Here is a 23650-nt window from a genome sequence, read left to right on the forward strand (position 1 = left end):
AGGGGGGCTTCCCATGCGGATCGGAGAGCTGTCCGAGCGCACCGGAACACCGCGCAGGCTGCTGCGGTACTACGAGGAACAGGGTCTCATCGTCGCGGACCGGCTGCCGAACGGCTACCGGGTCTACGACGAGTCGAACGTGGACCGGGTGATGCAGATCCGGGGCCTGCTCGACGCCGGGCTGCCCACCCGGATCATCAAGCAGATCCTCCCGTGCCTGAACAAGCCGAGGGTCATCCACTTCCCCGACGCGACCCCGGAGATGCTGGAGACCCTGGAGAACGAGCGGGACCGGATGACCGACCGGATCCGCTGCCTGACCCGGAACCGGGACGCGGTGGCGGAGTACCTCTCCGTGGTACGGGAGAAGTTGGCTACGGGGTAGCCCCTGTCCTCTGGGGGCTGCTCCTCCGCGGGCTGCTCCTTTGCGGGCCCGCCCCCCGCGTGCTCCGCACGGCGTACCGTCCGTCGTGCCGCTCCACGGTGAGCGGCAGGCCGAAGCAGGCGCTCAGGAGCTCCCCGGTGAGCACCTCGGCCACGGGGCCCCGTGCGAGGGCCCGGCCCTCGCGCAGGAGCAGGGCGTGGGTGGTGCCGGAGGGCAGCTCCTCCAGGTGATGGGTGACCAGGACCGTGGCCAGCCCGGGGTGTTCGGTGCCGAGGGCGTCCAGGGCGTCGAGGAGCTGCTCGCGGCCGGGCAGGTCGAGCCCGGTGGCGGGCTCGTCGAGCAGCAGGAGCCTGGGCTCGGGCATCAGGGCGCGGGCGATCAGGGCCCGGCCGCGCTCGCCCTGCGAGAGGGTGGTCCAGCCGGCGTCGCGCCGCCCGGCGAGCCCGAGGCGGGCGATCAGCCGGTCCGCCCGCGCCTCCTGGGCGGGGGTGGGCGTCCACCGGGGCGGCCGTTCGACGGAGCCGACGGCTCCGGTGAGGACGACGTCGCGGACGGCGAGGGCCGAGCGCAGCGGGTGGCGGGGGGTGACGTGGCCGATGGCGGTGCGCAGTTCGCGGAGGTCCACCCGGCCGAGCCGGCGGCCGAGGACCTCCACCCGGCCGCGGGTCGGATGGGTCAGGGCGCCGAGCAGACCGAGGAGAGTGGTCTTCCCGGCGCCGTTGGCCCCGAGGAGCGCCCAGTGCTCTCCGGGCCGGACCGTGAGCGTGACGTCGCTCAGGAGGGGGTTCCCCTCGCGGACGAGGGTGACGGCTTCGGCGTGGAGGACGGGCGGTGCCGGGTGCGGGGGCCGCCTCACGCCGCGTACGCCCGGTTCACGGCGGAGAGGACGGCCTGCACGGAGGCGGTGAGGACGGAGGTGTCCAGGCCCGCGCCCCAGACGGTGCGGTCCCCCACCCGGCACTCGGCGTAGGCCGCGGCCTCGCCCGCGCTGCCGGTGGTGACGGAGTGCTCGGCGAAGTCGAGTACGTCGACCGGGACTTCGGCCCGGGTGAGGGCGTCGGTCAGGGCGGAGAGCGGCCCGTTGCCCTTGCCCTCGGCCGGTGCGGTGCGGCCGCCGACGCGCAGGACGCAGCGGAAGCGGTGCTCGCCCGACGCGTCGCGGTCGGTGCTCCAGGATTCCAGGGCGACGTGTCCGGCGGCCCGGCCGGGCTCCAGGTAGGCCGTCCGGAAGATGGCGCGCAGGTCGTCGGGGGTAGCCTCGCGGCCCGTGTCGTCGGTCACCGCCTGGACGGCGCGGGAGACGTCCGGGCGCATCCGCTCCGGCAGGTCGAGGCCGTGGTGGGTGCGGAGCAGGTGGGCGACTCCGCCCTTGCCGGACTGGGAGTTGACGCGGATGACGGCCTCGTAGCCGCGGCCGAGGTCGGCGGGGTCGACGGGCAGGTAGGGCACGTTCCAGGGGGCGAGCTCCGGCGGGATCCCGGCCTCGGCGGCGTCCTCGGCGTGCCGGGCGAGGCCCTTGCTGATGGCGTCCTGGTGGGTGCCGGAGAAGGCGGTGTGGACGAGCTCGCCGGCGTAGGGGTGACGGGGGTGGACGGGGAGCCGGTTGCAGTGCTCGACGACGTCCCGGACGGCGTCGATGTCGGAGAGGTCGAGCATGGGGTCGACGCCCTGGGCGTAGAGGTTGAGGGCGAGGGTCACCAGGTCGACGTTGCCGGTGCGTTCGCCGTTGCCGAAGAGGCAGCCCTCGACGCGCTGGGCACCGGCGAGGACGGCGAGTTCGGCGCAGGCGACTCCGGTGCCGCGGTCGTTGTGGGGGTGGACGGAGAGGATCACGGAGTCGCGGCGGGCGAGGTGGCGGTGCACGTACTCGACCTGGTCGGCGTACACGTTGGGGGTGGCGATCTCGACGGTGGCGGGCAGGTTGTGGGTGACCGGCCGGTCGGGGCTCGCGTCCCACAGGGCGGTGAGGCCGTCGCAGAGCTCCAGGACGTAGTCCGGTTCGGTGAGGTTGAAGGTCTCCGGGGAGAACTGGAAGCGGATGTCGGCGCCGGGGCGGGCCTCGGCGAGCCGCGCCATGAGCGTGGCGGCCTCGTGGACGGTGCGCCGGACCTCGGCGCGGTCGCGGCCGAGGACGGTCTCGCGCCAGACGGGCGAGGTGGCGATGTAGAGGTGGACGACGGCGCGGGGCAGGCCGTCGACGGCCTCGAAGGTGCGCTCGATGAGCTCGGGGCGGGCCGGGGTGAAGACGACGGGGGTGACGTCGTCGGGGACGGCCCCGGAGGCGACGAGTCCGGCGAGGTGGCGGACGAAGTCGAAGTCGGCGCGGCTGGCGGAGGGGTAGCCGACCTCGATCTCCTTGAAGCCGGTGCGGACGAGCAGGTCGAAGAGGCGGCGCTTGCGGTCGGTGTCCATGGGCTCGGCGAGCGCCTGGTTGCCGTCGCGGAGGTCGACGGGGACCCAGAGCGGGGCGTGCTCCAGGCGGGCGGAGGGCCAGCGGCGGTCGAACTCGGGGACGTGGACGCGGTCCTGGAAGGGGCGGTAGCGGTGGTACGGCATGGGGCCGGGGCGCTGGGGATTGCGGATCATGGCGGGTACCGTAGCGACTCCTCAGCTCCTCAGACAAGTACTCCTCAGACAAGTGCGGCGGCTTCGGGTACATTCCTCGGCAGCGTCCCCGTGACCCGGAGGACGGGCCCGCGCCCCGGACCACGCGCCTGCGGTCCGGGCCGGCAGAGAAACACCGGCCCATCAGAGAATCAGGTGACCCCATGCCGCTCGATGCCCTGCGCCCCAGCCCCCTGGTCGAACAGGCCGCCGAGCGGCTGCGCGAGCAGATCGTCCGGGGCCACTGGCCGGTCGGCACGAAACTCCCCGGCGAGACCACGCTCGCCAAGGAGCTGGGCGTGGGGCGCTCCACGGTCCGCGAGGCGCTGCGGGCCCTGGCGGGCGCGGGACTCGTGCGGCCCCGGCAGGGCGCCGGCGTCTTCGTGACCGCGACCCGGCCGACGGAGGACTGGCCGGCCCGGCTGCGCAGGGCCGCCGTGACGGACGTGTACGAGGTGCGGATGCTGGTCGAGGTGGAGGCGGCGCGTCTCGCGGCGCTGCGCCGGACCGAGGAGGACGTGGCGGCGATGCGGGAGGCGCTGGCGGGGCGGCGGCTGGCCGCCGAGGGCGACGACGCGGCCTTCGTGGACGCCGACATCGCCCTGCACGCGGCGATCGTGGCCTCGGCCCGCAACCCGGTCCTGACCGATCTGTTCGGGGAGTTCGCGCCGGTGCTCCGCGAGGGCCTGATCGAGCTCCTGGACCTGCTCGGGCTGCGGGGCACGGACCTGCGGCACGGCGAGGACGCCCACGCCGATGTGGTCCGGGCGGTGGAGGCGGGCTCTCCGGAGGAGGCCGCGCGCCTGACCCGGAAGGAACTGGAGTCCACGCTCGCCCTGCTCCAGTCGACGCCCTGAGTCCGCGGGACGGCGCGGGACGGGGCCGGCCGACGAAGCCGGCCGGCGGGGGAAGCCGATCAGACCGGCCGAGGAAGACGACCGACGAAGGAGGCCGGCCGATCAGGCCGGGTCGACGAAGACGACCGGGACCTCGTTGTCCCGGACGACCCGGCCGAGCAGCTCGGCCAGCAGCTCCCGCTCCGGGGCTTCGAGCCCGCCGGGCAGCTCCTCGACGCGGCGGCAGGTCTCCGTGTAGAAGTCCTCGGCGACCCGCGCGCCGTCCTCGGTGAGCGTCACCCGCACGGCCCGCCGGTCCTCCGGGTCGGGTTCGCGGCGGACCAGGCCGAGGCGGGAGGTCCGGTCGACGAGCCCGGTCAGGCTGGACTTGGCGAGCCCCAGCTTGGTGCCGAGCTCGCCCATCCCGGACGGGCCCGGCATCAGGACGCAGAGCAGCTGGCCCTGTTGGGGCGTCAGCCCGTACTCCCTGCCCGACTCCGCGTAGACCGCGTTCACGAGGAACGCACCGCGCACCAGCGCGGTGACCACGCTCATCTTCCCGCCGTCGTCTCTCGCCATGCGACGAGAATACCTTCGTGGTGCGAACCATTCTCGCGCCGTCCGATGTCACGTCATCCGGCGCGCTCCCTCCAGGACGGCCTGCCGGATGCGGTGGTAGGTGCCGCACCGGCAGATGTTGCGGATGGTGTCGAGGTCGGCCTCGGTGACCTCGCGTCCCGCCTCGCGCGCCCGGCGGACGGTGGCCACCGCGGCCATGATCTGACCCGGCTGGCAGAAGCCGCACTGGGCGACGTCGAGGTCGAGCCAGGCCTCCTGCATGGGGTGGAGTTCGGCGCCGACGGTGTCCGGCAGGCCCTCGATGGTGGTGATCTCGTCGGTGGGGGCCACGTCGTCGACGCGCACGGCGCAGGGGGTGAACGCCTTGCCGTTGAGGTGGCTCGTACAGGCCCGGCAGACGCCGACCCCGCAGCCGTACTTGGGGCCGGTGACGCCGAGGACGTCCCGGAGGACCCAGAGGAGCCGGACGTCGCCCTCGACGTCGGCGGTGACGGCCTTGCCGTTCAGGATGAAGGTGTGCTGCGGCACGGGGGCTCCAGGTCTCAGATGGTGCGGTCGCGGCCGTCGGTGGGCGAGGCCGGGACGGGCGGGACGGTCGGCAGGGGCGTGAAGGCGAGCGGCTCGGCGTGGTTGACGGGGAAGACCGTCGGCATCGTGCCGGTGGCCCGGCCGTAGGCGCAGGCGACGGCGGCCATGGCACCGGCGACCGCCAGCTCCCCCGCGCCGCCCGGCTTGTCGCCGCTCGGCGGCATCACGACGATCTCCAGCTCGGGCGGGGTGTTCCACTGCCGGGTGTAGAAGTACTGGTCCCAGCTGCCTTCGAGGAAGCGCCCCTCGCTCAGGTGGAGTCCGGAGGTCAGGGTGAGGGCGATGCCGTCGGCGATGCCGCCCATCATCTGGGCCTCCAGGCCGCGCGGGTTGACCGCGAGGCCGACGTCGACGGCGCAGACGACCTTGGTCACGCGCGGTCCGGTGTACGCGCCCGGGATCCTGCGTCCGGTGGTCTCGGGCCGGCAGTCGATCTCGGCGAGGATCGCGACGGCGGAGTGGTACTCGGTGTGGACGGCGATGCCCTGGCCCGTGCCCGCGGGCATGCTCCGGCCCCACCTCCCCGCCTCGGCGACCTTGTCGAGGACGGCGCGGGCCCGCGCGTCCTTGAGGAGCCGGCGCCGCATCGCGTACCCGTCCTGGCCCGTTTTCCCGGCCAGTTCGTCGAGGACGAGTTCCTGGGCGCAGCGGACGTTGGGCGAGTAGATGTTCCGCATGGAGCCGGTGTTGAAGCCCTTGTCGGTCTCGGCGAGGAGCTGGGTGGTGACGCCGAGGTGGTAGGGGCTGATCTGGGTGAGCTGGAACATCGTCTCGGAGAAGCCGGCGTCGGCGACGGGCAGCCGGGCCGCCTCCGCCGTGAGGACCTCCCCGACGCCGTGCCCGAAGTCGGTGGCCACGGAGGTGTGGCGCTGCTCGTACGTGAGGACCTCGCCGAGCGAGTAGGTGGCCCGGACCCGGGAGGTGGACATCGGGTGCGTACGGCCCTGGCGGAAGTCGTCGGTGCGGTGCCACATCAGCTTCACCGGCTTGCCCATGGCCTTCGAGATCTCGGCGGCCTCCTGGGCTGCGTCGGAGAACAGCTTGCGGCCGAAGGAGCCGCCGCCCTCGGTGACGTGGACGCGGACGGCGGTGGGCGGCAGGCCGAGCTTGAGGGCGATCTGCTCCTGGGCGACGATCGGCGCCTTGAGCGAGCCCCAGATCTCGGCGGAGTCCTTCCGCACGTCCGCGATCGCGCAGTTGGTCTCCAGGGCGGCGTTGCTGGCGAAGTGGAAGGTGAAGCGGGCGTCGACCGCCTTGGTGAGGAGTGGCAGCGGCGGGACGACGAGCGGGAGTTCGGCCCGGCGGAGCTTCTCCAGGACCGTGGCGTCGGAGGCGCCCTCGGCCGTGCCCGGCCCCCAGTCGACCCGGAGGGCGCGGACGGCATCGATGCACTGGCCGAAGGTGCGGCCGCGGACGGCGACGCCGGTGGAGACGGTGACGACGTCGGTGATGCCGGGCATGGCCCGGACCTCGGCGAGGTTGGCCACGGAGCGGACCGTGCCGTTGATGGTGGGCGGACGGCAGACCATGGTGGGCAGCGCGTCGGGGACCTGGAGGTCCATGGCGAACTTCTTGCGTCCGGTGACCGCTTCGAGGGCGTCCACCCGGCGCTGTCCGGTGCCGATGACGCGGAAGCGGTCCGGGTCCTTGAGCGTGACCTCCACCGCCGCGTCGGTGACGGCGGCGGCCTTGACGGCCAGTTCGCCGTAGCCGAGGAGCGCGCCGGCCGGGGAGAGGACGGCGCCGGCCTTCGTGGTGAGGGTCTCGACGGCCTCGCCGAGGACGAGGGAGGCGGCATGGAGGAGCCGTCCGCGGGCGAGGGCGGCGGCGACCCGGATGGGGGTGTAGGTGGAGTAGGTGGTGTTGGAGCCGCCGGTGAGCTGGTTGAAGAGCAGCTCGGGACGGGCGTCGGCGAGGGTGACCTTCACCTTGTCCAGGGGCAGGTCGAGTTCCTCCGCCACGATCATGGCGCTGGAGGTGGTGACGCCCTGGCCGACCTCGGCGCGCGGCAGGGCGAAGTGGGCCGTGCCGTCGGTGTCGACGCGGATGGTGATGAGGTTGCTGGTGGGCAGGGCGGCGAGGGTGAGCAGCTCGTTGAGGTCGAGGAGTTCGGCCGGTCCCGGCAGCGAGGGGACGAGGGCCGGTGCCGCCGCGGCGGCCGGGCGCGGGGCGAGGGCCTCGGCGCCGAGCTGGGCGGCGACGGTGAGGGTGGGCGCCGCCAGGACGTACCCGAGGAACCGGCGCCGTCCGATGCCGGCCCCGCCCCCGCCCGCCGGACTTCCGTCCCCGGTGCCGCTCGTGTGGTCGTCGTCCCGCGCGGGGTGCCGCCTCACCATTCGGTGTGCCCTTTCGCCATGACCCCGGCGTGCTACCGCCGGGTGTCCTCGGAGGCGACGATCATCGCTCATGCCCGGGCGCCCCGGGAGCCGTTCGGACGTGGACGTCTTGCGGAGACGCCTCGCGGGCCGGGCGGCGCAGCGGGATCGCGCGACGGACGGAGCGGGGCCGCAGGCCCGAGCCGCGTCGTGCGCCCCGCTCCCGCCGTGCGGCCGCGCCGGATCGCGGCACGGACCGGCGGACCCGGGGCCGGAGCCGGGCGCCCGAGCGGAGCTGGGCGCGGGAGACCCGGGCGCGCTGGCCGCCGCCCGTGATCAGGGCGTTGACGGAGACCATCGGGTCCCCGCCGACCGACTTGGCGAACAGCGCGCCGAGCACCAGCGGGCCGAGGGCGACCGCGAGGGCCGTGCCGGTGGCGGTGACGTGCTGGAGGCGGCGGCTGCGCCGGGCGTCGAAGGTCATGGCCCCAGTCCATCAGCGGGCGCCGGCCGCCGTATCGGTCGGCGTACTCAGCCACCCGTACCGCGCTACTCAGATGCGGGCGCGTACGGGCTCCCGCACCGGTGCCCCTTCGGCGATCCCCGAGGCCCGGAGGGCCGTCCCGGCGCGTACGGTACGGGAACACGCACGTGAACGAAGGAGCCCCACCGTCATGGCCGACTACCGGATCGAGACCGTCCGCACCGGGTACCGGAACTGGACCGCCCGCAACGACCGGGGTGCGGAGGTCCGGATGGCCGCCGCCGACGACGCGGACGCGCAGCCCTCGTTCACGCCCGTCGAGTTGCTGCTCGCGGCGATGGGCGGCTGCGGCGGCCTCGTCATCGACCGCACGGCCCGGGCGGTGGACCACGACGACCTGCGGATCGTGGTGGAGTCGGTGTCGGGGCCGGAGGACGAGGGCAGGGTGGGCCGGATCCGGGTGAGCTACGAGTTCGACCTGCCGGACAACAACCCGAAGGCGGCCGAGGTGTTCGCCCGGGGGGTGCGGCTGACGCACGAGAAGTTCTGCACGGTGAGCCGGACCGTGGAACACGGGGCGCGCGTGGAGGCGATCCTGCCGGACGGCACGGTCGGCTTCGAGGGCTGAGCCCGGGGCGGCGCGGTCGGCCTCGGCGGCCGGGCTTCGAGGGCTGAGCCCGGGGCGGCGCGGTCGGCCTCGGGGGCCGGGCCTCGGGGGCCCGGCCTCGGGCGGCGCGGTCACTCCTCGATCGCGCCGCCGATCCGCCGCAGGTGGCGGCGGAAGGTGTACGAGGGGTCCTCGGCGCGGCCGGCGAGGTACTCGTCGAAGCGGGTCTGGACGCGCAGGGTCTCCCCCGCCCGGATCCGGCGGGCCTGTTCCCGCTCGGTGTGGAAGAGGGCCCGGGCGGTCTCCAGGACGGCGTCCACGCGGTCGGCCGCCACGAAGAGCACGCCGTCGTCGTCGCCGAACACCACGTCGGCGGCGGTCACCTCGTGGTCGCCGAACCGCGCGGTGGTCAGCGCGTCCGGCTCCTGGTCGTCGAGGCGGACGGGGCCGGGGGCGTGGCGTCCGTACGAGAAGACGGGCAGTCCGATCCCGATCAGGTCCGGGGTGTCCCGGTGCAGGCCCCAGACGACGACCCCGGCGACGCCCGCCGCCTCCGCCTCCAGGACGGCCAGGTCGCCGATGCAGGCCTCGTCGCGGCGGCCCGCGTTGTCGATGACGAGGACGTCCCCCGGGGCGGCGTGCGTGAAGGCCTCCAGGAAGACGTCGACGCTTCCGTAGTGGCGGGCGGGCAGCACCCGGCCGGCGACGCGCTGCCCGGCGGCGACGGGCAGGATCCCGGCGGGCGCGGCCCGCAATGGCTCTCCGAGCCGTACGCAGGCGTCGGCGATCAGCGGGGTGGAGAGGTCGGCGAAGTCCTTGATCATCTGGCGTTCCGATCCGTCCGTGGCGGGTGCGATGGGCCGGGGCGCGTCCTACGCGGCCGGGGGTGTGCGGCGGGCTCCGTTCAGCACGGAGTCCAGCAGACCGGGGAACAGCGCGTCCAGGTCGTCGCGGCGGAGCCGCACCAGCCGGGACCGGTCCTTGACGGTGGTCCGGGTGACGCCCGCCTCGCGCAGCACACGGTAGTGGTGGGACAGCGTCGTCTGGTGGACGTCCAGATCGCCGCCGATGGCGTTGCGGCTCTTCCCGCCGGTGACGGCGAGCCGTTGGACCGTCTCCGGCCGCACCGGATCCGCCGGTGCGCGCAGCACCTCCGCCCTCCGGATCGCCTCGGCCGCCGGCCGGAACACCTCGCGCATCGCTTCCCCTCTTCCGGCGAGTCGAAATCCTGATCCACGCATGGATGCGAGGACGGCGCGCATCCCTCGCCGCGCCCGCCGCCACGGCGCCGGCCTCGACCGGCTCGGAGGAGTCCGGGGCGTGACCCGGCCCGCCGCTGCCGCGCTCCACCGCCCCGGCGGCACCGTCACGAGCCCGGGGCGGCCGCCCCGGTCAGTCGAGCCAGAGTTCGCGGACCCGCCGGACGGGGTCCGCGGCGATCCCGGGCTCCGCGTCCCAGATCTTCGTGGCGCGCTCCGCGGCGGTGTAGCGCGGCCAGTCGGCACCCGGGTCCTGGTCGGTGACGAACGCGACCCACGCCCGGTGCAGGGCGTCGGCGAGCGCGCGCGGCGGCTCGCCCCCGGCGACGGCCGCGACCCCTTCGGCGTCGAGGAGGTCGAAGGCGAAGGGCAGGTCCAGGCAGTGGAGGGCGAGGCCGACGGCCGGTGAGCGCCAGCGGAACTCGTAGAACCAGGTGGGGCGTTCGCGGGCGGCGCGGGCGTCCGCGACGGCGAGGTTGGGGGCGCGGAAGAGCGTGTCCGTCAGCGCCTGGCCGAAGTACCGCTCCTCGCCGCCCGCCGCGTACGCCTCGGTGAAGGCGCCGACCCTGGCGGGGTCCAGACCGAGCCCGCCGAGGAGGACGGGCAGCGGCGGGGCGCCGGGGCCGGGCGGCGGAATCATCGTGAACTCGTCCTCGGTGAAGCCGAGCATCAGCGGTACGTCCGCGCCCGCCTCGCCCGTCGTCAGGGCGTCCAGGACGGGTACGGGGATCAGCTCGCCGTCGGCGAAGGGGGCGAGGGCCAGCATCAGCGGCAGGCCCTCGCGGTCCGGGCCCGGCGCGGACATCCGGTCCTGGAGGTCGAGGAGTTCGTCGTCGGTCAGGTCCCGCAGGGCGGCGACGGTCGCCGGGACGCCGGTGCGGGAGGTGAACAGCCGGGCCGCGGCGCGGGCGACCTCGGGGCCGTCGGGCCGCATGACCGCGCCCGAGACGGAGAGCGCGCCCCGGAACAGTCCCCGCGCCGACGGGACCGCGAGCAGCGTCTGCACGGCGCCGCCGCCCGCCGACTGACCGGCGATCGTGACCTTCGCGGGATCGCCGCCGAAGGCCCTGATGTTGTCCCGCACCCACTCCAGGGCCGCGATCCAGTCCCGTACGCCCCGGTTGTCCGGCGCGCCCTCCAGGTGCAGGAACCCCTCGATCCCGAGCCGGTAGCCGACCGAGACGAGCACGACGCCGTCCCGGTTGAACGCGGCCCCGTCGTACCAGGGGCTCGCCGCCGAACCCGCCACGTACCCGCCGCCGTGGATCCAGACCAGCACCGGCAGGCCGGCCCCCGGGTCCGCGGCCGGCGTGAACACGTTCAGGTTCAGCACCCCGGCGCCCGGGATCGACGGCTCCGGGATCGTCGTGACCTCCGCGAACGGCCGGCGCTGGGCCGTCGGCCCGTACGCCGTCGCCTCCAGCGGCTCCGCCCAGGGCTCGGGCGGCACGGGGGCCGCGAAGCGGAGGTCGCCGACGGGCGGCTGCGCGTACGGGATGCCGAGGAAACGTAGGCTGCCGTCCGCACGGCGCTCGCCGCGCACGGGTCCTCGGGCGGTGGTGACGGTGGTGCTCATGGGGCGCTGCTCCTTCTGCGCGGGCACATGGGGCCGGGGCAGGAGCGTGTCACCGGTTGCTTACACGTGTCAATTCCCTGTTTCCCGGTACTCGACACCCCGACTCCGCCCCGGCGCGACGCGAGGGCGGCGCCCTAGACTCGGAGGCTCGACAGAGGCTTTCGGGCTCGGGGGAAGGGCGGCGGACGATGAAGTGGGACGCCGGAGCCGTGGGGTGGGCGCTCTGGTTCCTGTCCGGGGCCGGCGTCATGGCCGCCGGGGTGATCTGGAAGGGGCGGGCCGTGCGGCCGTTCGCCGCCTCCCGGGCGCGGTCCGTCGCCCGGCGGGAGTACGACCGGGACCTCCGGAGAGCGGCCGACCACGTGATCGCGGAGGCGCGCCGGTCCGCCGGTGAGGGCGAGCCGGCGATCGTCACCGTCGGGGCGGTGCTGCGGACGGCCGAGGAGCGGTACGGCCGCGCGGAGGTGGAGCGGTGGCACGCGGCGGCGGCGCTCCGCCAGAGGTTCGAGCACTGGCGCTGCGCGGCCGACTGCGTCACCGACGCCTACGAATAGGACGCCACGGGCGCGGCGATGCCCCCTCGGGAGCTGGACCGCGCCTCGCCGCCCGGCGCCGACGACGCCCCGGCGGGCGCGCACGCGCAGGCGTGGTCGCCGTGGCCCTGCGCACCCCGGGCGCTACCGCCTCCCTGCCCGCACACGCACCGGCCGGCCACCTCCGAGTCGTGCGCACACAGGCCGGTCGCCATGGCCCTGCACACCCGGGCCCGACCACCTCCCGGCCGCACATGCGTGGGCCCGATCCCCCTGGCCGCACGCGCACAGCCCAGCCACTCCCGGCCGTGCACACACAGGCATCCGCCCCCCGGTCATGCACGCGCAGGCATCCCTCACCCCATGACCACACGCACGGGCATCCGCCCCGTCACCCCGGAGGGCTCCCGGGGCGGGTCCCGGAGGCGGGGTGGCCGTCAGGAGGACGACGGCATGGCGTAGTTCGTGAAACCCGTCCAGTCGATGGCCACGCAGGGCTCGTCGCCGAGGACCCAGGCGTCGTGTCCGGGCTTGACCTCCATGTAGTCCCCCGCGCCGAACTCCGTCGTCTCGCCGTCGTCCATGACGACCTTCATCCGGCCGCTGAGCACGTACCCGACGTGCGACGCCTGACAGCTGTCGGTGCCGGCGAGGGGCTTGATGTGCTTGGACCACTGCCAGCCCGGCTCGAAGACGGCGCGGCCGACCGAGCCGCCCTCTCCGTTGATCAGGTCGAGCCTGCCCTTGCCGTCCTCGAAGGGACGCGTCTCGTCCGCTGAGTCGAAGCTCTTTCGTACGATGCCGGCCATCGCGCACTCCCGGCGGTGGGAAAGGTCCGGTCCCCGAGTCCACCTCCAGGCTACGCCGGGGCGGCACGGGCCACCGGGCGGAGCGGCGCGCCGGGTGAGACGCACAGGACGGGACGCACGTCGGGGCACTCGTACCGGCACGGGCGGCGCTTCGGCCGTGCATCGAATCCCCACCGGTCGGAAACGGCCTTGGCGGATCCCTTCATGTCGATCACCCCTTTTCTGTGCACATCACTTATCGGGCAGATCTACACATAAAGGCCAGATAAGCACACAATGAAGCAGCGGCCCGATTGCCGCAGTGCGGCCAGACACGCAGGACGCCAGAAGGAGGCGAGTCACATGGCCGACCTCTCCCACCGCCACGGTGACATCGCGGGACACCCCGACGCGTCGGAGATGCGGGACCGATACGCCCGCATGCTCCAGACCAGAGGTGTCGCCGCCGTCGAGGAGCTCGTGATCCTCGCCGGTGTGTACGCCGCGATCTCCGCGTGGACGGTCCACTTCTCCGCCGCCCTACCGCAACTCGCCATCAGCAACCTGATCGTCGGCATCTCCCTCGCGGTGCTCGGCCTGTGCATGTCGATGGCCCCCGAGCGGTCGCAGGACCTGAACTTCGTCGTCCTGCTCATGGGCGCGTGGCTGATCGTCTCCCCCTGGGTGGTCGCGCGGCACCCCGGCACGGGCGCGGTCCTCAGCAATGTGATCACCGGCGCGTGCGTCTGCCTGTTCGCCCTCGTGGCCGGCGGACTGCTCATGTCCAAGAGAAGGACGTGACGTTCTGACCCCCCGCCCCGGACCCTCGTCGGCCCTCTCCCGAACGGCGGCGCCTCCCCTCCCGGAGACGCCGCCGTTCACCGCGTACGAGGCGTGAACTGCCGCCACCGGGAAGCGAATTGACCCGCGCACCGTCGGCTGCATACGTTCTGCGTGAAGCCCGCTCCACAAGGACGGGCTCCTGCTCGCGAATCCGGTCCTCGGGGGGACGAAGTGAACTGGTACCTCGACGTTCTCAAGAAGTACGCGGTGTTCAGCGGCCGTGCGCGCCGTACGGAACACTGGATGTTCTTCCTGTTCAACGCGATCGCGGTGGTCGTCGTCGCGACGGTCGACCTGGTGCTGGGCACCTTCCCGCTGCTCTACCCGCTCTACTTCCTGGCCGTGCTCCTCCCGCACGTGGGCGTGATGGTCCGCCGCTTGCACGACACCGGCCGCTCCGGCTGGTGGGTCCTCGTCTGTCTGGTCCCGTTGGTCGGCTGGATCGTCCTGATCGTCTTCCTCGCCACCGAGGGCGAGCCGCGCGAGAACGCCTACGGTCCGAGCCCGAAGCCGGTCCAGGCCTACTGACGGCCCGCGCCCCTTCGCCGACACCCCCGGAAGGCCCGCTTCCGGGGGTGTCGCGCTTCCCGGCAGTGCCTGCATAGAGCCGGTACGGAGTGATGGGCCGCGCCGCCTTGTGCACGGTGGCGCAGGCCCCGGCCCCACCGCCCCGCCTAGCCTCGCCGCAACAGCACGAACGAGGGGCGGTACCACCGGTGAACTGGCACATCCACGACTACCGCGAGAGCGATCTCGCCGCCGTCGTCCATCTGATCGACACCACCGCCGAGCTCGGACAGGAGTCCGTCTTCTCGCTCGCCGAATGCATCGGCGCCCTCACCTCCCGTCAGCCGGCCGTGGTCGCCGTGCACCAGGGCGTCCCCATCGGGGCTGCGCTCGCCTGTGTCTCCGGCGAGCGGGCCTGGGTCATGCGGATCGCGATCTCCTCGGCCTGGCGCGGCCGAGGCCTCGCCAGCGCCCTCCTCGTGGAGCTGGAGCGACGGCTCGTCGCGGCGCGCGTCGGACGCATCGCGTACGTCCTGCCGGAGGAGGAGCTCCTCGGCGAGGGCCTGCTGAACGCCGGGTACACGCGCCAGCCCGCCGTCGCGTACTTCGAGAAGGTGGAGCCGCTGCACGGCCCCGCCGCCGGACTCCTCGACGACCTGGGCGGCCGGCTCCTGCCGGGCGACCTGTGGGCGAAGGTCGCCGGCATGGAGCGGGAGAAGGACCTGATCGAGCGCCGGGTGGTGCTGCCGCTGGCCGAGCCGGAGCGGGCCACCCGGCACGGGGTGCGGCCGCCGCGCGCGGTCTGTCTGTTCGGCCCGCCCGGCACCGGCAAGACCACGTTCGCGCGGGGCATCGCCTCCCGGCTCGGCTGGCCCTTCGTGGAGATCCTGCCGTCCCGCCTCGCCGACGAGGGGAACCTCGCCGCCGCCCTGCGGTCCGCGTTCGCGCGGATCGCCGAGCTGGAGCGGGTCCTGGTCTTCATCGACGAGGTCGAGGAGATCGCCCCGGTCCGCTCGGAACCCGCCCAGCCCGGCGGCATGCACGGGGTGACGAACGAACTCCTGAAGCTGATACCGGGCTTCCGGGAGCGCGACGAGCGGCTGCTCGTCTGCGCGACCAACTCGATCCGCTCCCTCGACCCGGCGTTCCTGCGGCCCGGCCGCTTCGACTACCTCATCCCGATCGGCACGCCGGACAAGGCGGCGCGGGCCGCGATCTGGTCCCGCTACACCGACGGGCGGCCGGACGTCGACATCGACGAACTGGTGCTCGCGAGCGAGCTGTTCACCCCCGCCGACATCGAGCACGCGGCGCGGATCGCGGCCCAGGCCTCCTTCGAGCGGGACCTGGTCGCGGTCGGCGGGGACGACCCGGCGCCGGGCGCGAGCACCGCGGACTACCTGGAGGCCATCGCCGAGTGCCGGCCGACGGTCACGCCGGAGATGGTCGAGCAGTTCGCCTCGGACATCACGACGCACGCCCGCACCTGAGGGCGAACCGTTCCCCGGCCGCGTCCAGTTCGGCCCGGTCGGGGGGCTGGGCGCCGGCCCGGGAGACGGTGACGGCCGCCGCGGCGGTCGCCCTCCGCAACAGCCCCGTGAGGTGCTCGGCGCCGAGCCCGGCGAGGGTCTCCCGATCCCGCCCGGCGAGGGCGTCGAGGACGGCCGACATGAACGAGTCGCCGGCGCCGACCGTGTCGACGACCGCGACCGGCGCCGCCTCCGTCTCCACCGTCTCCCGCCCGGTGAAGGCGAGCGCCCCCGCCGCGCCCCGGGTGACCAGCACGACGGCAGGGCCGAGGGCCAGCCAGCGGGCGGCGACCGTCCGCGGGTCCTCGCCGGGGTACAGCCAGGCCAGGTCCTCGTCGCTCGCCTTCACCAGGTCGCTGAGCGCGACGCAGCGCTCCACGCGGGCGACGGCGACGTCGTGCTCCCCCATCAGCGCCGGCCGCACGTTCGGGTCGTAGCTGACCGTGGCCCGGTCGCGGAGCCGCTCGACCTCGGCGAGGACGGTGGCCGCGCCGGGAGCGGTGACGGCGGCGATCGAGCCGATGTGCACATGGGCGGGCGTCTCGGCCCGCGGCGCGCCGGTCTCCAGCGTCCAGGCGATGTCGAAGGCGTACGCGGCCCGGCCGTGCGCGTCGAGCCCGACGACCGCCGACGGGGTGCGCGCGGGAGCGCCGCCGATCTCCACCCGTACCCCCGCGCCCTTCAGATGGTCCGCGATCAGCCGCCCGGCGGGGTCGTCGGCGAGCTGGGTGAGCAGGACGACGTCCCGGCCGAGGCGGGCGAGGCCGTAGGCGACGTTGGCGGGGCTGCCGCCCGGGTGGACGCGGTCGGCGGCGCCGGAGCCGGCGGGGGCGCGGACGATGTCGGCGACGCACTCGCCGATCACCAGGAAGGACATGATGGGTCGGAGCTCCTCGGGGAAACCTGGACACGGGTGCCCTGGTGGACGCTCCGAAGATCGTACGGGGCGCCGCCCGGCTCCCGGCATTCTCCCCGTGCCGCTCCCCGGGGTCGTCCGACGGCGGGGAAGGGGCGTCCGGCGGGGACGGTCGAGGCGCTCACGGCCGCCGGCCGGACGCGGGAGCCGGGACTCACCGAGGTGCGGGCGGCGGGAGGGCCGTCGGGGAAAGCCTAGGCGCGCCGCCGGTAGAGCACCTGGCGGGCGTCCCACTCCACGAAGGACTCCGCGTGCGTGAAGCCCAGGGCCTCCAGGAGCCGCCGCGAGGGGGCGTTCGCCTCCTGCGTGAGCGCGAGCACGCTCGGCGCGTCCTCCAGGACCCGGGTGACGACCGCGCCGACGGCCTCGCGCGCGTACCCCTGCCCCCAGTGCTCGGGCAGGAACTGGTACGAGACCTCCGTCTCCCCGTCCCGCGCTCCGTCCTCCACCGTGACGAGGCCGAGCAGGACGCCGTCCCCGGCCCGGACCACCGCGTGGAAACCGGGCGCCCCGACGATCCGCCGCTGCCGGATCCGGACGACGGGGTCGATGACGGGGCCGCCGAGGTGGTGGCGCACCCGGGGGTCGGTCCACAGCCGCGTCACGGCCGGCACGTCGGCGCTCCGGACGGGCCGCAGCACCAGCCGCTCGGTGACGAGCGACTGCCCTTTCGGGGTGGGAGAGGAGGCCGGGGCGGGCGCCGGGGGCGGGACGGTGGACATGCCTCCATCATCGCAGTCCCTCGGAGCCTCTCGGAGCCCCTCGCGGTCCCGAGCGGTCCTGAGCCGGCCCCGTGCGGCCGGATCGGCAGGGACCGCCGGTTCCCGGGACGGGGTGCCCGGGGCCGGCGTCGGTTCCCGGGGCGGGGTGGCCGCCGGGGACGCGGGCGACGGGTCGGCGGCCCTGTACGGCGGGCCGTGCGCCTCCTTCACGTCGTACGGGGCGTACGGGTGTGTGCGAGGGCCCGGCCGTCGTTCGTTCCTGCTCCGGCCCCGTCAGCCCATGCGGCGGGTGAGGGCGGCCAGCGCGCCCGGCCGGCGGCCCGGGACCCGTCGGCGGAGGTCGAGCAGGGTGGGGCCGAGGGCGCGGGCCCGGTCGGGGTCGCCGGTCTGCTCCCACTGGTGGTGGGCCCGGTCGACGGCCCCCTCGACGTCGGGGTCGTCCGTCCGCTGCCCCAGTCCGAGCCGGGCCTCGGCGGCGGCGAGCCAGAGTTCGCAGCTGCGGGCCGGTTCCCCGGCGAGGCGGGCGAGGTCGGCCCGCACCTCCGTCCAGTGCACGGCCTCCATCGACCGGGGCCCGTGGCGGCGCAGGGCCTCGCGCTCCCAGGCGGCCGCCATCGTCGCCGCCTCCCCGTGCCGCCCGGCCATGGCGGCGGCGAGGATCGCGGGGTGCGGGTCCTCCACGGCCACCGGCCCGCCCGCACCGGCGGACACGGGCACCGGAGGGGCCACGGGCAGGGGCCCGGGGCGGGTCACGGTCACGGGCTGAGGTACGGGGGCGGGCGCAGGCTCGGGAGCGGGGCGGAACCCCGCCGGGGGCGCCGGGCGCGCGGCGGGAACCGGGGCCGGGCCCGGCACGGGCACGGGCACGGGCGCCGGTCCTCCCCCGGGCACGGGTGCCGATGGAGGCACGAGTCCCGGTGTGAGGAAGACCGGTTCCGGTGCGGGTGCCACCGTCACCGCCCGAGCGGCGGCCTCCGCGTGTGCCGCGGCCGGCGTCAACCGGGCTCCGGAGCGCCAGATTTCGGCCCGGGCCCGCAGGTACTCGGGGGTCGTGGGCTCGCCCCTGCGCGGCGCGGGCACCACGCGCCCGTAGAGGAGGGGGCCCGGCCCCAGGTGCAGCAGTCCGGGCGCGGCGGTGAGGCGCTGCCAGACGTCCGGGTCGGCCGCGAGGTCCGCGACGACGGTCGTGGTGCCGGGCAGCCGTGCACCGAGCTCACCGGCGAGCCAGTGCCAGGGCAGCGCGGTGTAGCGGAGGGTCGCCGGCGTGGTGCGGGCGAGGGCGAGGTGGGGCAGCCGCTGGCGGCGGTCGAGGTGGAGCTGACCCGCGAGGCAGACGACCAGGGGTCCGGGGCTCGCGGCCGCCGCGCGGAGGCGGGTGAGGACGGTCTGCGGGTCGAGCGGATCGGCGAGTTCGACGACCGTGGCGGCCGGGGTGCCGGTGAGGACCCCGGGCGGTACGGCGGCGAGCGCCGGCAGTACCGAGGCGGCGTCCATCGCACGGCCGCGGCCGGCGGGCGCGGCGGCGAGCAGGACGGCGGTGCCGACCGCGCTCACGGCCGCCGCACCCGCTTCCGTACGCCCGCCCGGACCGCCCGCCGGCACGCCCGGACCGCCCGCCACGGCACCGGCGCCGACACCGGCGCCAGGACCGACACCAGCACCGGGGCCGGCCCCGGCATCGGCCCACGCACCCGGCCCGTCCGCCCCGGCACCGGCGCTCGCGTCCGACGTCCGAGCGCCAGGGGCAAGGCCGTTCGACATCCCCGCCCCCATCTCCGTACGCACGTCCGAACCGCCCGCGACCACCCCGCCCGTGACCGTCGTCCCCGCGCCCACCGTGCCGTTTCCGTCGTCGTTCACCACCCCAGCACCGTAACGGGTCGCGCCCTGTCCGATAATCGCCGGGCCTTTGACATATGCCAGAAGCACCACCGGATCGAGTGTTGCCAAATCCCTTACGGGCCGTGCCGGGCTGTGCGACAGTCGTCTACGGGCCACCTTCCACACCTGGCCGCGCCGCGCCTGTATCGGAGTACGACATGCCGTCCCATCTGTTCGCGGACCGCCCCGCCCAGCCGCCGGAGCCGGGCGCGGTGGACGCGCTGATCTCACAGACCCGCCGCCTGCGCGGCGAGGTGGACGCCGTCCGGCGGGACGCCGCGGCGGACGAGGACGATCCCCAGCAGCGATGGCAGCGGGCCCTGTGCGACCTCGCGGTGCACCAACTCGACGACCTGGGCGCCCACTTGGGCCAGCTCCGGGCCGGAGTTCCGGCGAGCGCGGTCCCGGAGGACGGGACCGGGGACATCGACGCCGTCGTCGACACCGCGTCCGCGCCCGCCCCCGGCACCGCGTACGGCGTGGCCGCCCCGCCCCGGACCGGCTCGCTGCTCTCCCGCGTCGGCAGCGCCGAGTGGAACCTGCTCACCGACGAGGTCAGCTGGTCCGAGGAGCTGTTCCAGATCTTCGGACGGCCGCCCGAGAGCGGCCCGATGACGCTCGACGAGATGCCCACCATGGTCTTCGCCGAGGACCAGCCCGTCCTGCAGGGCATGGTGACGGACTGCCTGATCGACGGGAAGCCGATCGACGGCGAGTTCCGGATCGTACGGACCGACGGCCGGGTGCGCACGGTGCACATGACCGGCGAACCCGTGCTCGACGCCGACGGCTGCACCGCCTCCATGTGGGCCGTCCTGCGCGACGTCAGCGAACTGCGGCGCAGCGAGCGGGCGGTCCGCGAGAGCCGCGACAACCTGGAGCGCAGCCGCCACATCGAGCTCACCGAGCGACGGGTCGCCGTCGAACTGCAGGAGGCGGTCCTCCCGCCGTGGCGCGGCTCGCTCCGCTTCGCCCACGACGGCCCCGCCCCGCTCGACGTGGCCGCGCACTACCTGCCGGCCGCCAGCACCGGTCTGATCGGCGGCGACTGGTACGACGCGCTCGCCCTGCCCGACGGGGACGCGCTGCTGACCGTCGGCGACCTGACGGGCCACGGGGTCGCCGCGACCTCCTCCATGGCCATGCTCCTCGGCGCGCTGCGCGGCATGGCCGTCGCCGGCATCCGGCCCGCCGCGCTGATGGGCCACCTCAACCAGCTCCTGGAAGCCTCCGTCCAGCCCGCGCTCGGCAGCGCGATGTGCTGCCGCTACGACCCGGTGGCCCAGACCCTGGCCTGGGCGCAGGCCGGCCACCCCGCCCCGCTGCTCTTCCGCGACGGGACGGGGCACGCGCTCCGACGGCCCGAGGGCATGCTGCTCGGGGCGACGACCGGCGCCGTGTACGGCGAGGCCGAGACCCGGCTGCTCCCGGGCGACCTGCTGGTCCTGCACACCGACGGGCTGACCCGCGGCGGCGATCCGGACGACGACACGGGCACGCGACGGCTGCTCGCCCTCGGCCCCCGGCTCGCGGAGGCACGGGACGCGCAGGACGGCGTGCGCGCGGTGGTGGAGGAGTTCGGCGAGGAGCCGCGCGAGGACGACGCCTGCGTGATGGTGGTCCGGGTCGCCCACCGGGGCTGAGACCACCCGCGCCGGGCCCCACACCCGTACGCAACCGGGGCCACCCACCCACACCGGGTCGCACCACCCGTACGGAACCGAGGCCACCCGTACCGGAGTTCGGACCGCTCGCCGGCGCGCCTCCCGATCCCCGTCCCACCCCCAGACAGGCCCTTCCCGAGCCTCCTCGTCCCGAGGGACGGGGAGGCTCAGGCCTGCCCGGCCCTGGGACGGTTGACGGGCGACCTGGGGAGGGCCAGTTCGATCTCCTCGCGCAGGGTCTCGATGCTCGAGTAGCCCGCGTACTGGCCGGTGAGCCGGTACATCTCCCGCAGCCGGTCCCAGGTCCGGTGGGACGAGGTGTCCCCCATGGACATGAGGGCGAGCCGGGCGTACCGGTCGGCCTGCTCCGGGTCGTCGGCGATGAAGCAGGCCGAGGCGAGCGAGATGCGGTCGAAGAGCTTCGAGCGATCGTGGCCGCCGCTCCGCAGTTCGAGGGCCAGCTTGGCGTGGCGCTGCGCGGGGATCGCCGCGGCCGGGTCGTGCTCGGCGAGGGTGCGGTAGGCGAGGGCCTGCATGCCGTGCATGTCGGCCTCGTCGAAGTTCTGCATCCAGTCCGGCTTCTCCTCGCCCGTGTCGGAGACGAAGAGGTCCTCGGCCTCGCCGAGGGTCCGCCGCATGGCCTGCCCCCGCCCCATCGAGGCCTGCGCCCAGGCCTCGATGGTGTGGAACATGGCCTGGGTGCGGGGCAGCACCCGCTCGCCCGAGCCCGCTTTGGCCAGCTTCATCAGGTCGAGGGCGTCGTCGGGCCGGCCCAGGTGCACCATCTGGCGGGCGGCCCGGGACAGCGCCTCGCCGGCCCGGGGCCGGTCGCCGCCCTCACGGGCCGCGTGGGCGGCGATGACGAAGTACTTCTGCGCCGTCGGTTCGAGGCCGACGTCGTGGGACATCCAGCCCGCGAGGACGGCGAGGTTGGCGGCGACGCCCCACAGGCGCCGCTGGAGGTGGTCGGCGTGGCGGTAGGCGAGCATGCCGCCCACCTCGTTGAGCTGGCCCACGACCGCCTTGCGCTGGAGGCCGCCGCCCCGGGAGGCGTCCCAGGCGCGGAAGATGATGACGGACTGCTCCAGGGCCTCGATCTCCTCCGACCCGATGGGGGCGGCCTCGTAGCGGTCGAACCCGGCGGGGTCGGCGTGGAGGGGATCGGTGGCACGCGGGGCGACGCCCGTGCGTGCGGGGTCGGTCTGCAGCCAGTCGTGCATGGCGTTGCTGAGTACGGAGCCGGCGGCAAGCGCGGCACCCGCGCCCACCAGGCCGCGTCGGTTGAGCATGAGGTCCATTCCCGTGAATTCGGTGAGGACCGCCGCCGCACGATCGGGGGGCCAGGGCAGCCCGTCAGGGTTCTCCGTCTTCCTGACGTCCTGCTTCTTTCCGGCACGCCCGTGTCGTACGAACCCGAGGTCCTCGATGGTCACGACACGGCCGAGTCGCTCGGTGAACAGTGCTGCCAGCACCCGGGGGACGGGATCGCGCGGGGTCTCGCCCCGGTCGATCCACCGCCGCACCCGCGAGGTGTCGGTCGCCAGCTGGGGGTGGCCCATGGCCGCCGCCTGCCGGTTGACGAGCCTCGCGAGTTCGCCCTTGGACCAGCCGGCCAGGCCGAACAGGTCTGCCAGGCGGGTGTTGGTTTGTCCGGTCACGTCTAAGCCCCCAGGTTCTCGGCTGAGTTGACAGTAGCCCCCTGTCATAGGCCTGGCGACAATTCGCCAGGCTTCGCCAGGGTGCGCGAGATGTTCCGCCACCCGCGCCCGGGTGTCAGGTAGGAACGCGCCACCCCGCCCCGCCGACCGGCCCTCATTCCCCAGGGTGCGGACCGGGGGCGGGCGGGGCGACGCACGCAATTCGTCGGCGCACGAAGGGATCTGTCACCTCCATGTACACAGCATCGTCCTCCGTGTCCGCCCCGCCCCGGCCGCAGCACCGCATCGTCCCGGCAGGCGCCGGACCGTACCTCGCCCCCGCCCCCCAGGTCGTCCGGCCGAGGCGCTGGGCGGGCGGCACCGGTACCCAGCCGGTCAGCGGGAGAATCGACCTGTCCGGCCCCCAGGGGGCGCAGCTGAAGACGGCGATCGCGTCGGTCCACCGGATCTGTCCGGAGTTCAACCCGGTGCAGGTGCTGCGGCGCAGCGGCCGTTCCGTACTGATCGTCGGGACGACCGGGCGGACGACGGCGGTCGCGAAGTGTTTACTGGACCACTCCCCCGCCTGGGTCGAGCGGTTCCGGCACGAAATAGCGTCCTATCGCTCCTTCGTCCGTCACCGTCCGCCGGTGCGGGCGCCGCGGCTGATCGCCGCGGACCCGGAGAACTGCACGCTGGTGATCGAGCGGATGCCCGGGCGCGCGGCGGCGCTCTCGCGCCACCCCGTCGAGGCCCCGCCGCGGGCCGACGTACGGGCCGCGCTCGGTGCGATCGCCCGGCTCAACGCCTGGCGGCCGCCGGCCGGGACCTTCGACGCGCCGCTGGACTACGGCGCCCGGATCGCGCGCTACCACGAGCTCGGGCTCTTCACGGACCGGGACCGGGACGACCTGCAGAAGCTGCTGCACGGTCTGGCGCACGCGGGCGGCCGTCAGGGTATGGGCCAGTTCTGTCACGGCGACGCCCTGCTCTCCAACGTCCTGCTCTCCCCCGCCGGGCCGGTGCTCGTCGACTGGGAGCACGCGGGCTGGTACCTGCCCGGCTACGACCTGGCGACCCTGTGGGCGGTGCTCGGTGACGCGCCGCTGGCCCGGCGCCAGATCAGCCAGCTCGCCCAGCAGGCGGGCCCGGCCTCCCGGGACGCCTTCCTGGTGAACCTGATGATCGTGCTGACGCGGGAGATCCGCACCTACGAGACGGCGGTGCAGCGCACCATGAAGGAGGCTCCGCCGGCCGGTTCGGTGCCGGTGCCCTCGGGGGCGCTCGCGCCCGGCGAGGAACAGCGGCTGCTGCTGAGGCGGCTGCACGACGACTGCGCCATGGCACGGCGGGCCGTGCGCGCGGCGGTCGGGACGCGCTGAAGGGCGGGTCCGGCC

At 74.6% G+C, this 23650-nt stretch carries 23 protein-coding genes; 9 read left to right on the plus strand and 14 right to left on the minus strand.

What is annotated here, in order from left to right; genetic code table 11:
* Positions 1–13 precede the first annotated feature (13 nt).
* On the plus strand, positions 14–385 hold the full coding sequence (locus ACIGW4_RS16845) for a MerR family transcriptional regulator (RefSeq protein WP_123458377.1): 372 nt from the start codon (positions 14–16) through the stop codon (positions 383–385).
* Here ACIGW4_RS16845 and ACIGW4_RS16850 read toward each other — a convergent pair.
* A complete protein-coding gene (locus ACIGW4_RS16850; protein WP_399581184.1) occupies positions 375–1241 on the minus strand; it encodes an ABC transporter ATP-binding protein in 867 nt (288 codons plus the stop codon). The two genes, ACIGW4_RS16845 and ACIGW4_RS16850, sit on opposite strands and share 11 nt — an antisense overlap.
* On the minus strand, positions 1238–2971 hold the full coding sequence (gene leuA / locus ACIGW4_RS16855; RefSeq protein ID WP_359587723.1) for a 2-isopropylmalate synthase: 1734 nt from the start codon (positions 2969–2971) through the stop codon (positions 1238–1240). The genes ACIGW4_RS16850 and leuA overlap by 4 nt, the downstream gene beginning before the upstream one ends.
* A gap of 182 nt (positions 2972–3153) precedes the next feature.
* On the opposite strand from leuA, the gene ACIGW4_RS16860 reads away from it, so the two are divergent.
* Positions 3154–3846 carry a FadR/GntR family transcriptional regulator gene (locus ACIGW4_RS16860; protein ID WP_399581187.1) on the plus strand — a complete coding sequence of 231 codons (693 nt, stop codon included), beginning with the start codon at positions 3154–3156 and terminating at the stop codon, positions 3844–3846.
* 102 nt (positions 3847–3948) lie between these two features.
* On the opposite strand, the gene ACIGW4_RS16865 is transcribed toward ACIGW4_RS16860, so the two are convergent.
* The 4 genes from ACIGW4_RS16865 to ACIGW4_RS16880 all read right to left on the minus strand — a co-directional run bounded on the left by ACIGW4_RS16865 (position 3949) and on the right by ACIGW4_RS16880 (position 7791).
* Positions 3949–4380, minus strand: a complete 432-nt coding sequence (locus ACIGW4_RS16865; protein ID WP_123458913.1) for a MarR family winged helix-turn-helix transcriptional regulator — start codon at positions 4378–4380, stop codon at positions 3949–3951.
* Between the two features lie 72 nt (positions 4381–4452).
* Positions 4453–4932, minus strand: coding sequence for a (2Fe-2S)-binding protein (locus ACIGW4_RS16870; RefSeq protein WP_123458381.1), 480 nt, complete (start codon positions 4930–4932; stop codon positions 4453–4455).
* A gap of 14 nt (positions 4933–4946) precedes the next feature.
* Complete coding sequence (locus ACIGW4_RS16875) at positions 4947–7328, minus strand: molybdopterin cofactor-binding domain-containing protein (protein WP_399581190.1); 2382 nt, start codon at positions 7326–7328, stop codon at positions 4947–4949.
* A gap of 61 nt (positions 7329–7389) precedes the next feature.
* Positions 7390–7791: a hypothetical protein gene (locus ACIGW4_RS16880; RefSeq protein ID WP_399581193.1), complete on the minus strand. Its 402-nt coding sequence runs from the start codon at positions 7789–7791 to the stop codon at positions 7390–7392.
* A 190-nt stretch (positions 7792–7981) separates the two neighbouring features.
* On the opposite strand from ACIGW4_RS16880, the gene ACIGW4_RS16885 reads away from it, so the two are divergent.
* The gene (locus ACIGW4_RS16885) at positions 7982–8419 is read left to right on the plus strand and encodes an OsmC family protein (protein ID WP_123458382.1); all 438 of its coding nucleotides are present in this window, start codon (positions 7982–7984) and stop codon (positions 8417–8419) included.
* A 110-nt stretch (positions 8420–8529) separates the two neighbouring features.
* Here ACIGW4_RS16885 and ACIGW4_RS16890 read toward each other — a convergent pair whose 3' ends face one another.
* From ACIGW4_RS16890 to ACIGW4_RS16900, 3 genes are all read right to left on the minus strand, one after another.
* Positions 8530–9222 carry an RraA family protein gene (locus tag ACIGW4_RS16890; RefSeq protein ID WP_399581197.1) on the minus strand — a complete coding sequence of 231 codons (693 nt, stop codon included), beginning with the start codon at positions 9220–9222 and terminating at the stop codon, positions 8530–8532.
* Between the two features lie 48 nt (positions 9223–9270).
* A complete protein-coding gene (locus ACIGW4_RS16895) occupies positions 9271–9597 on the minus strand; it encodes an ArsR/SmtB family transcription factor (RefSeq protein WP_399581200.1) in 327 nt (108 codons plus the stop codon).
* A 193-nt stretch (positions 9598–9790) separates the two neighbouring features.
* A complete protein-coding gene (locus ACIGW4_RS16900) occupies positions 9791–11233 on the minus strand; it encodes a carboxylesterase/lipase family protein (protein WP_399581202.1) in 1443 nt (480 codons plus the stop codon).
* 188 nt (positions 11234–11421) lie between these two features.
* Here ACIGW4_RS16900 and ACIGW4_RS16905 point away from each other — a divergent pair, with 188 nt between their 5' ends.
* The gene (locus ACIGW4_RS16905; protein WP_359587728.1) at positions 11422–11787 is read left to right on the plus strand and encodes a hypothetical protein; all 366 of its coding nucleotides are present in this window, start codon (positions 11422–11424) and stop codon (positions 11785–11787) included.
* A gap of 416 nt (positions 11788–12203) precedes the next feature.
* Here ACIGW4_RS16905 and ACIGW4_RS16910 read toward each other — a convergent pair whose 3' ends face one another.
* A complete protein-coding gene (locus ACIGW4_RS16910) occupies positions 12204–12575 on the minus strand; it encodes a cupin domain-containing protein (protein ID WP_123458387.1) in 372 nt (123 codons plus the stop codon).
* Positions 12576–12917: 342 nt separating this feature from the next.
* Between ACIGW4_RS16910 and ACIGW4_RS16915 the strand changes: the two genes are divergently transcribed.
* The 3 genes from ACIGW4_RS16915 (at position 12918) to ACIGW4_RS16925 (ending at position 15394) form a co-directional block, all read left to right on the plus strand.
* Complete coding sequence (locus ACIGW4_RS16915; protein ID WP_123458388.1) at positions 12918–13355, plus strand: SPW repeat protein; 438 nt, start codon at positions 12918–12920, stop codon at positions 13353–13355.
* Between the two features lie 213 nt (positions 13356–13568).
* Positions 13569–13925, plus strand: a complete 357-nt coding sequence (locus ACIGW4_RS16920) for a DUF805 domain-containing protein (RefSeq protein WP_123458389.1) — start codon at positions 13569–13571, stop codon at positions 13923–13925.
* Between the two features lie 188 nt (positions 13926–14113).
* Positions 14114–15394: an ATP-binding protein gene (locus tag ACIGW4_RS16925; RefSeq protein ID WP_123458390.1), complete on the plus strand. Its 1281-nt coding sequence runs from the start codon at positions 14114–14116 to the stop codon at positions 15392–15394.
* Here ACIGW4_RS16925 and ACIGW4_RS16930 read toward each other — a convergent pair.
* From ACIGW4_RS16930 to ACIGW4_RS16940, 3 genes are all read right to left on the minus strand, one after another.
* Positions 15372–16310 (minus strand): carbohydrate kinase, encoded by a 939-nt coding sequence (locus tag ACIGW4_RS16930; RefSeq protein ID WP_398709896.1) that lies wholly within the window; start codon positions 16308–16310, stop codon positions 15372–15374. The genes ACIGW4_RS16925 and ACIGW4_RS16930 overlap by 23 nt on opposite strands.
* A 233-nt stretch (positions 16311–16543) precedes the next feature.
* Entirely contained in the window at positions 16544–17071 is a 528-nt protein-coding gene (locus tag ACIGW4_RS16935) for a GNAT family N-acetyltransferase (RefSeq protein WP_398709898.1), read from the minus strand.
* Between the two features lie 273 nt (positions 17072–17344).
* On the minus strand, positions 17345–18625 hold the full coding sequence (locus ACIGW4_RS16940; protein WP_399581207.1) for a hypothetical protein: 1281 nt from the start codon (positions 18623–18625) through the stop codon (positions 17345–17347).
* A 485-nt stretch (positions 18626–19110) separates the two neighbouring features.
* Here ACIGW4_RS16940 and ACIGW4_RS16945 point away from each other — a divergent pair, with 485 nt between their 5' ends.
* Complete coding sequence (locus ACIGW4_RS16945; RefSeq protein WP_399581209.1) at positions 19111–20595, plus strand: PP2C family protein-serine/threonine phosphatase; 1485 nt, start codon at positions 19111–19113, stop codon at positions 20593–20595.
* A gap of 188 nt (positions 20596–20783) precedes the next feature.
* Here ACIGW4_RS16945 and ACIGW4_RS16950 read toward each other — a convergent pair whose 3' ends face one another.
* Positions 20784–22274 (minus strand): hypothetical protein, encoded by a 1491-nt coding sequence (locus tag ACIGW4_RS16950; protein WP_398709904.1) that lies wholly within the window; start codon positions 22272–22274, stop codon positions 20784–20786.
* A 233-nt stretch (positions 22275–22507) separates the two neighbouring features.
* On the opposite strand from ACIGW4_RS16950, the gene ACIGW4_RS16955 reads away from it, so the two are divergent.
* Complete coding sequence (locus ACIGW4_RS16955) at positions 22508–23635, plus strand: aminoglycoside phosphotransferase family protein (protein WP_123458396.1); 1128 nt, start codon at positions 22508–22510, stop codon at positions 23633–23635.
* Positions 23636–23650: the final 15 nt, after the last annotated feature.

The sequence above is a fragment of the Streptomyces sp. NPDC053513 genome, assembly GCF_044544765.1.
GTDB classification, from domain to species: Bacteria; Actinomycetota; Actinomycetes; order Streptomycetales; family Streptomycetaceae; genus Streptomyces; species Streptomyces litmocidini.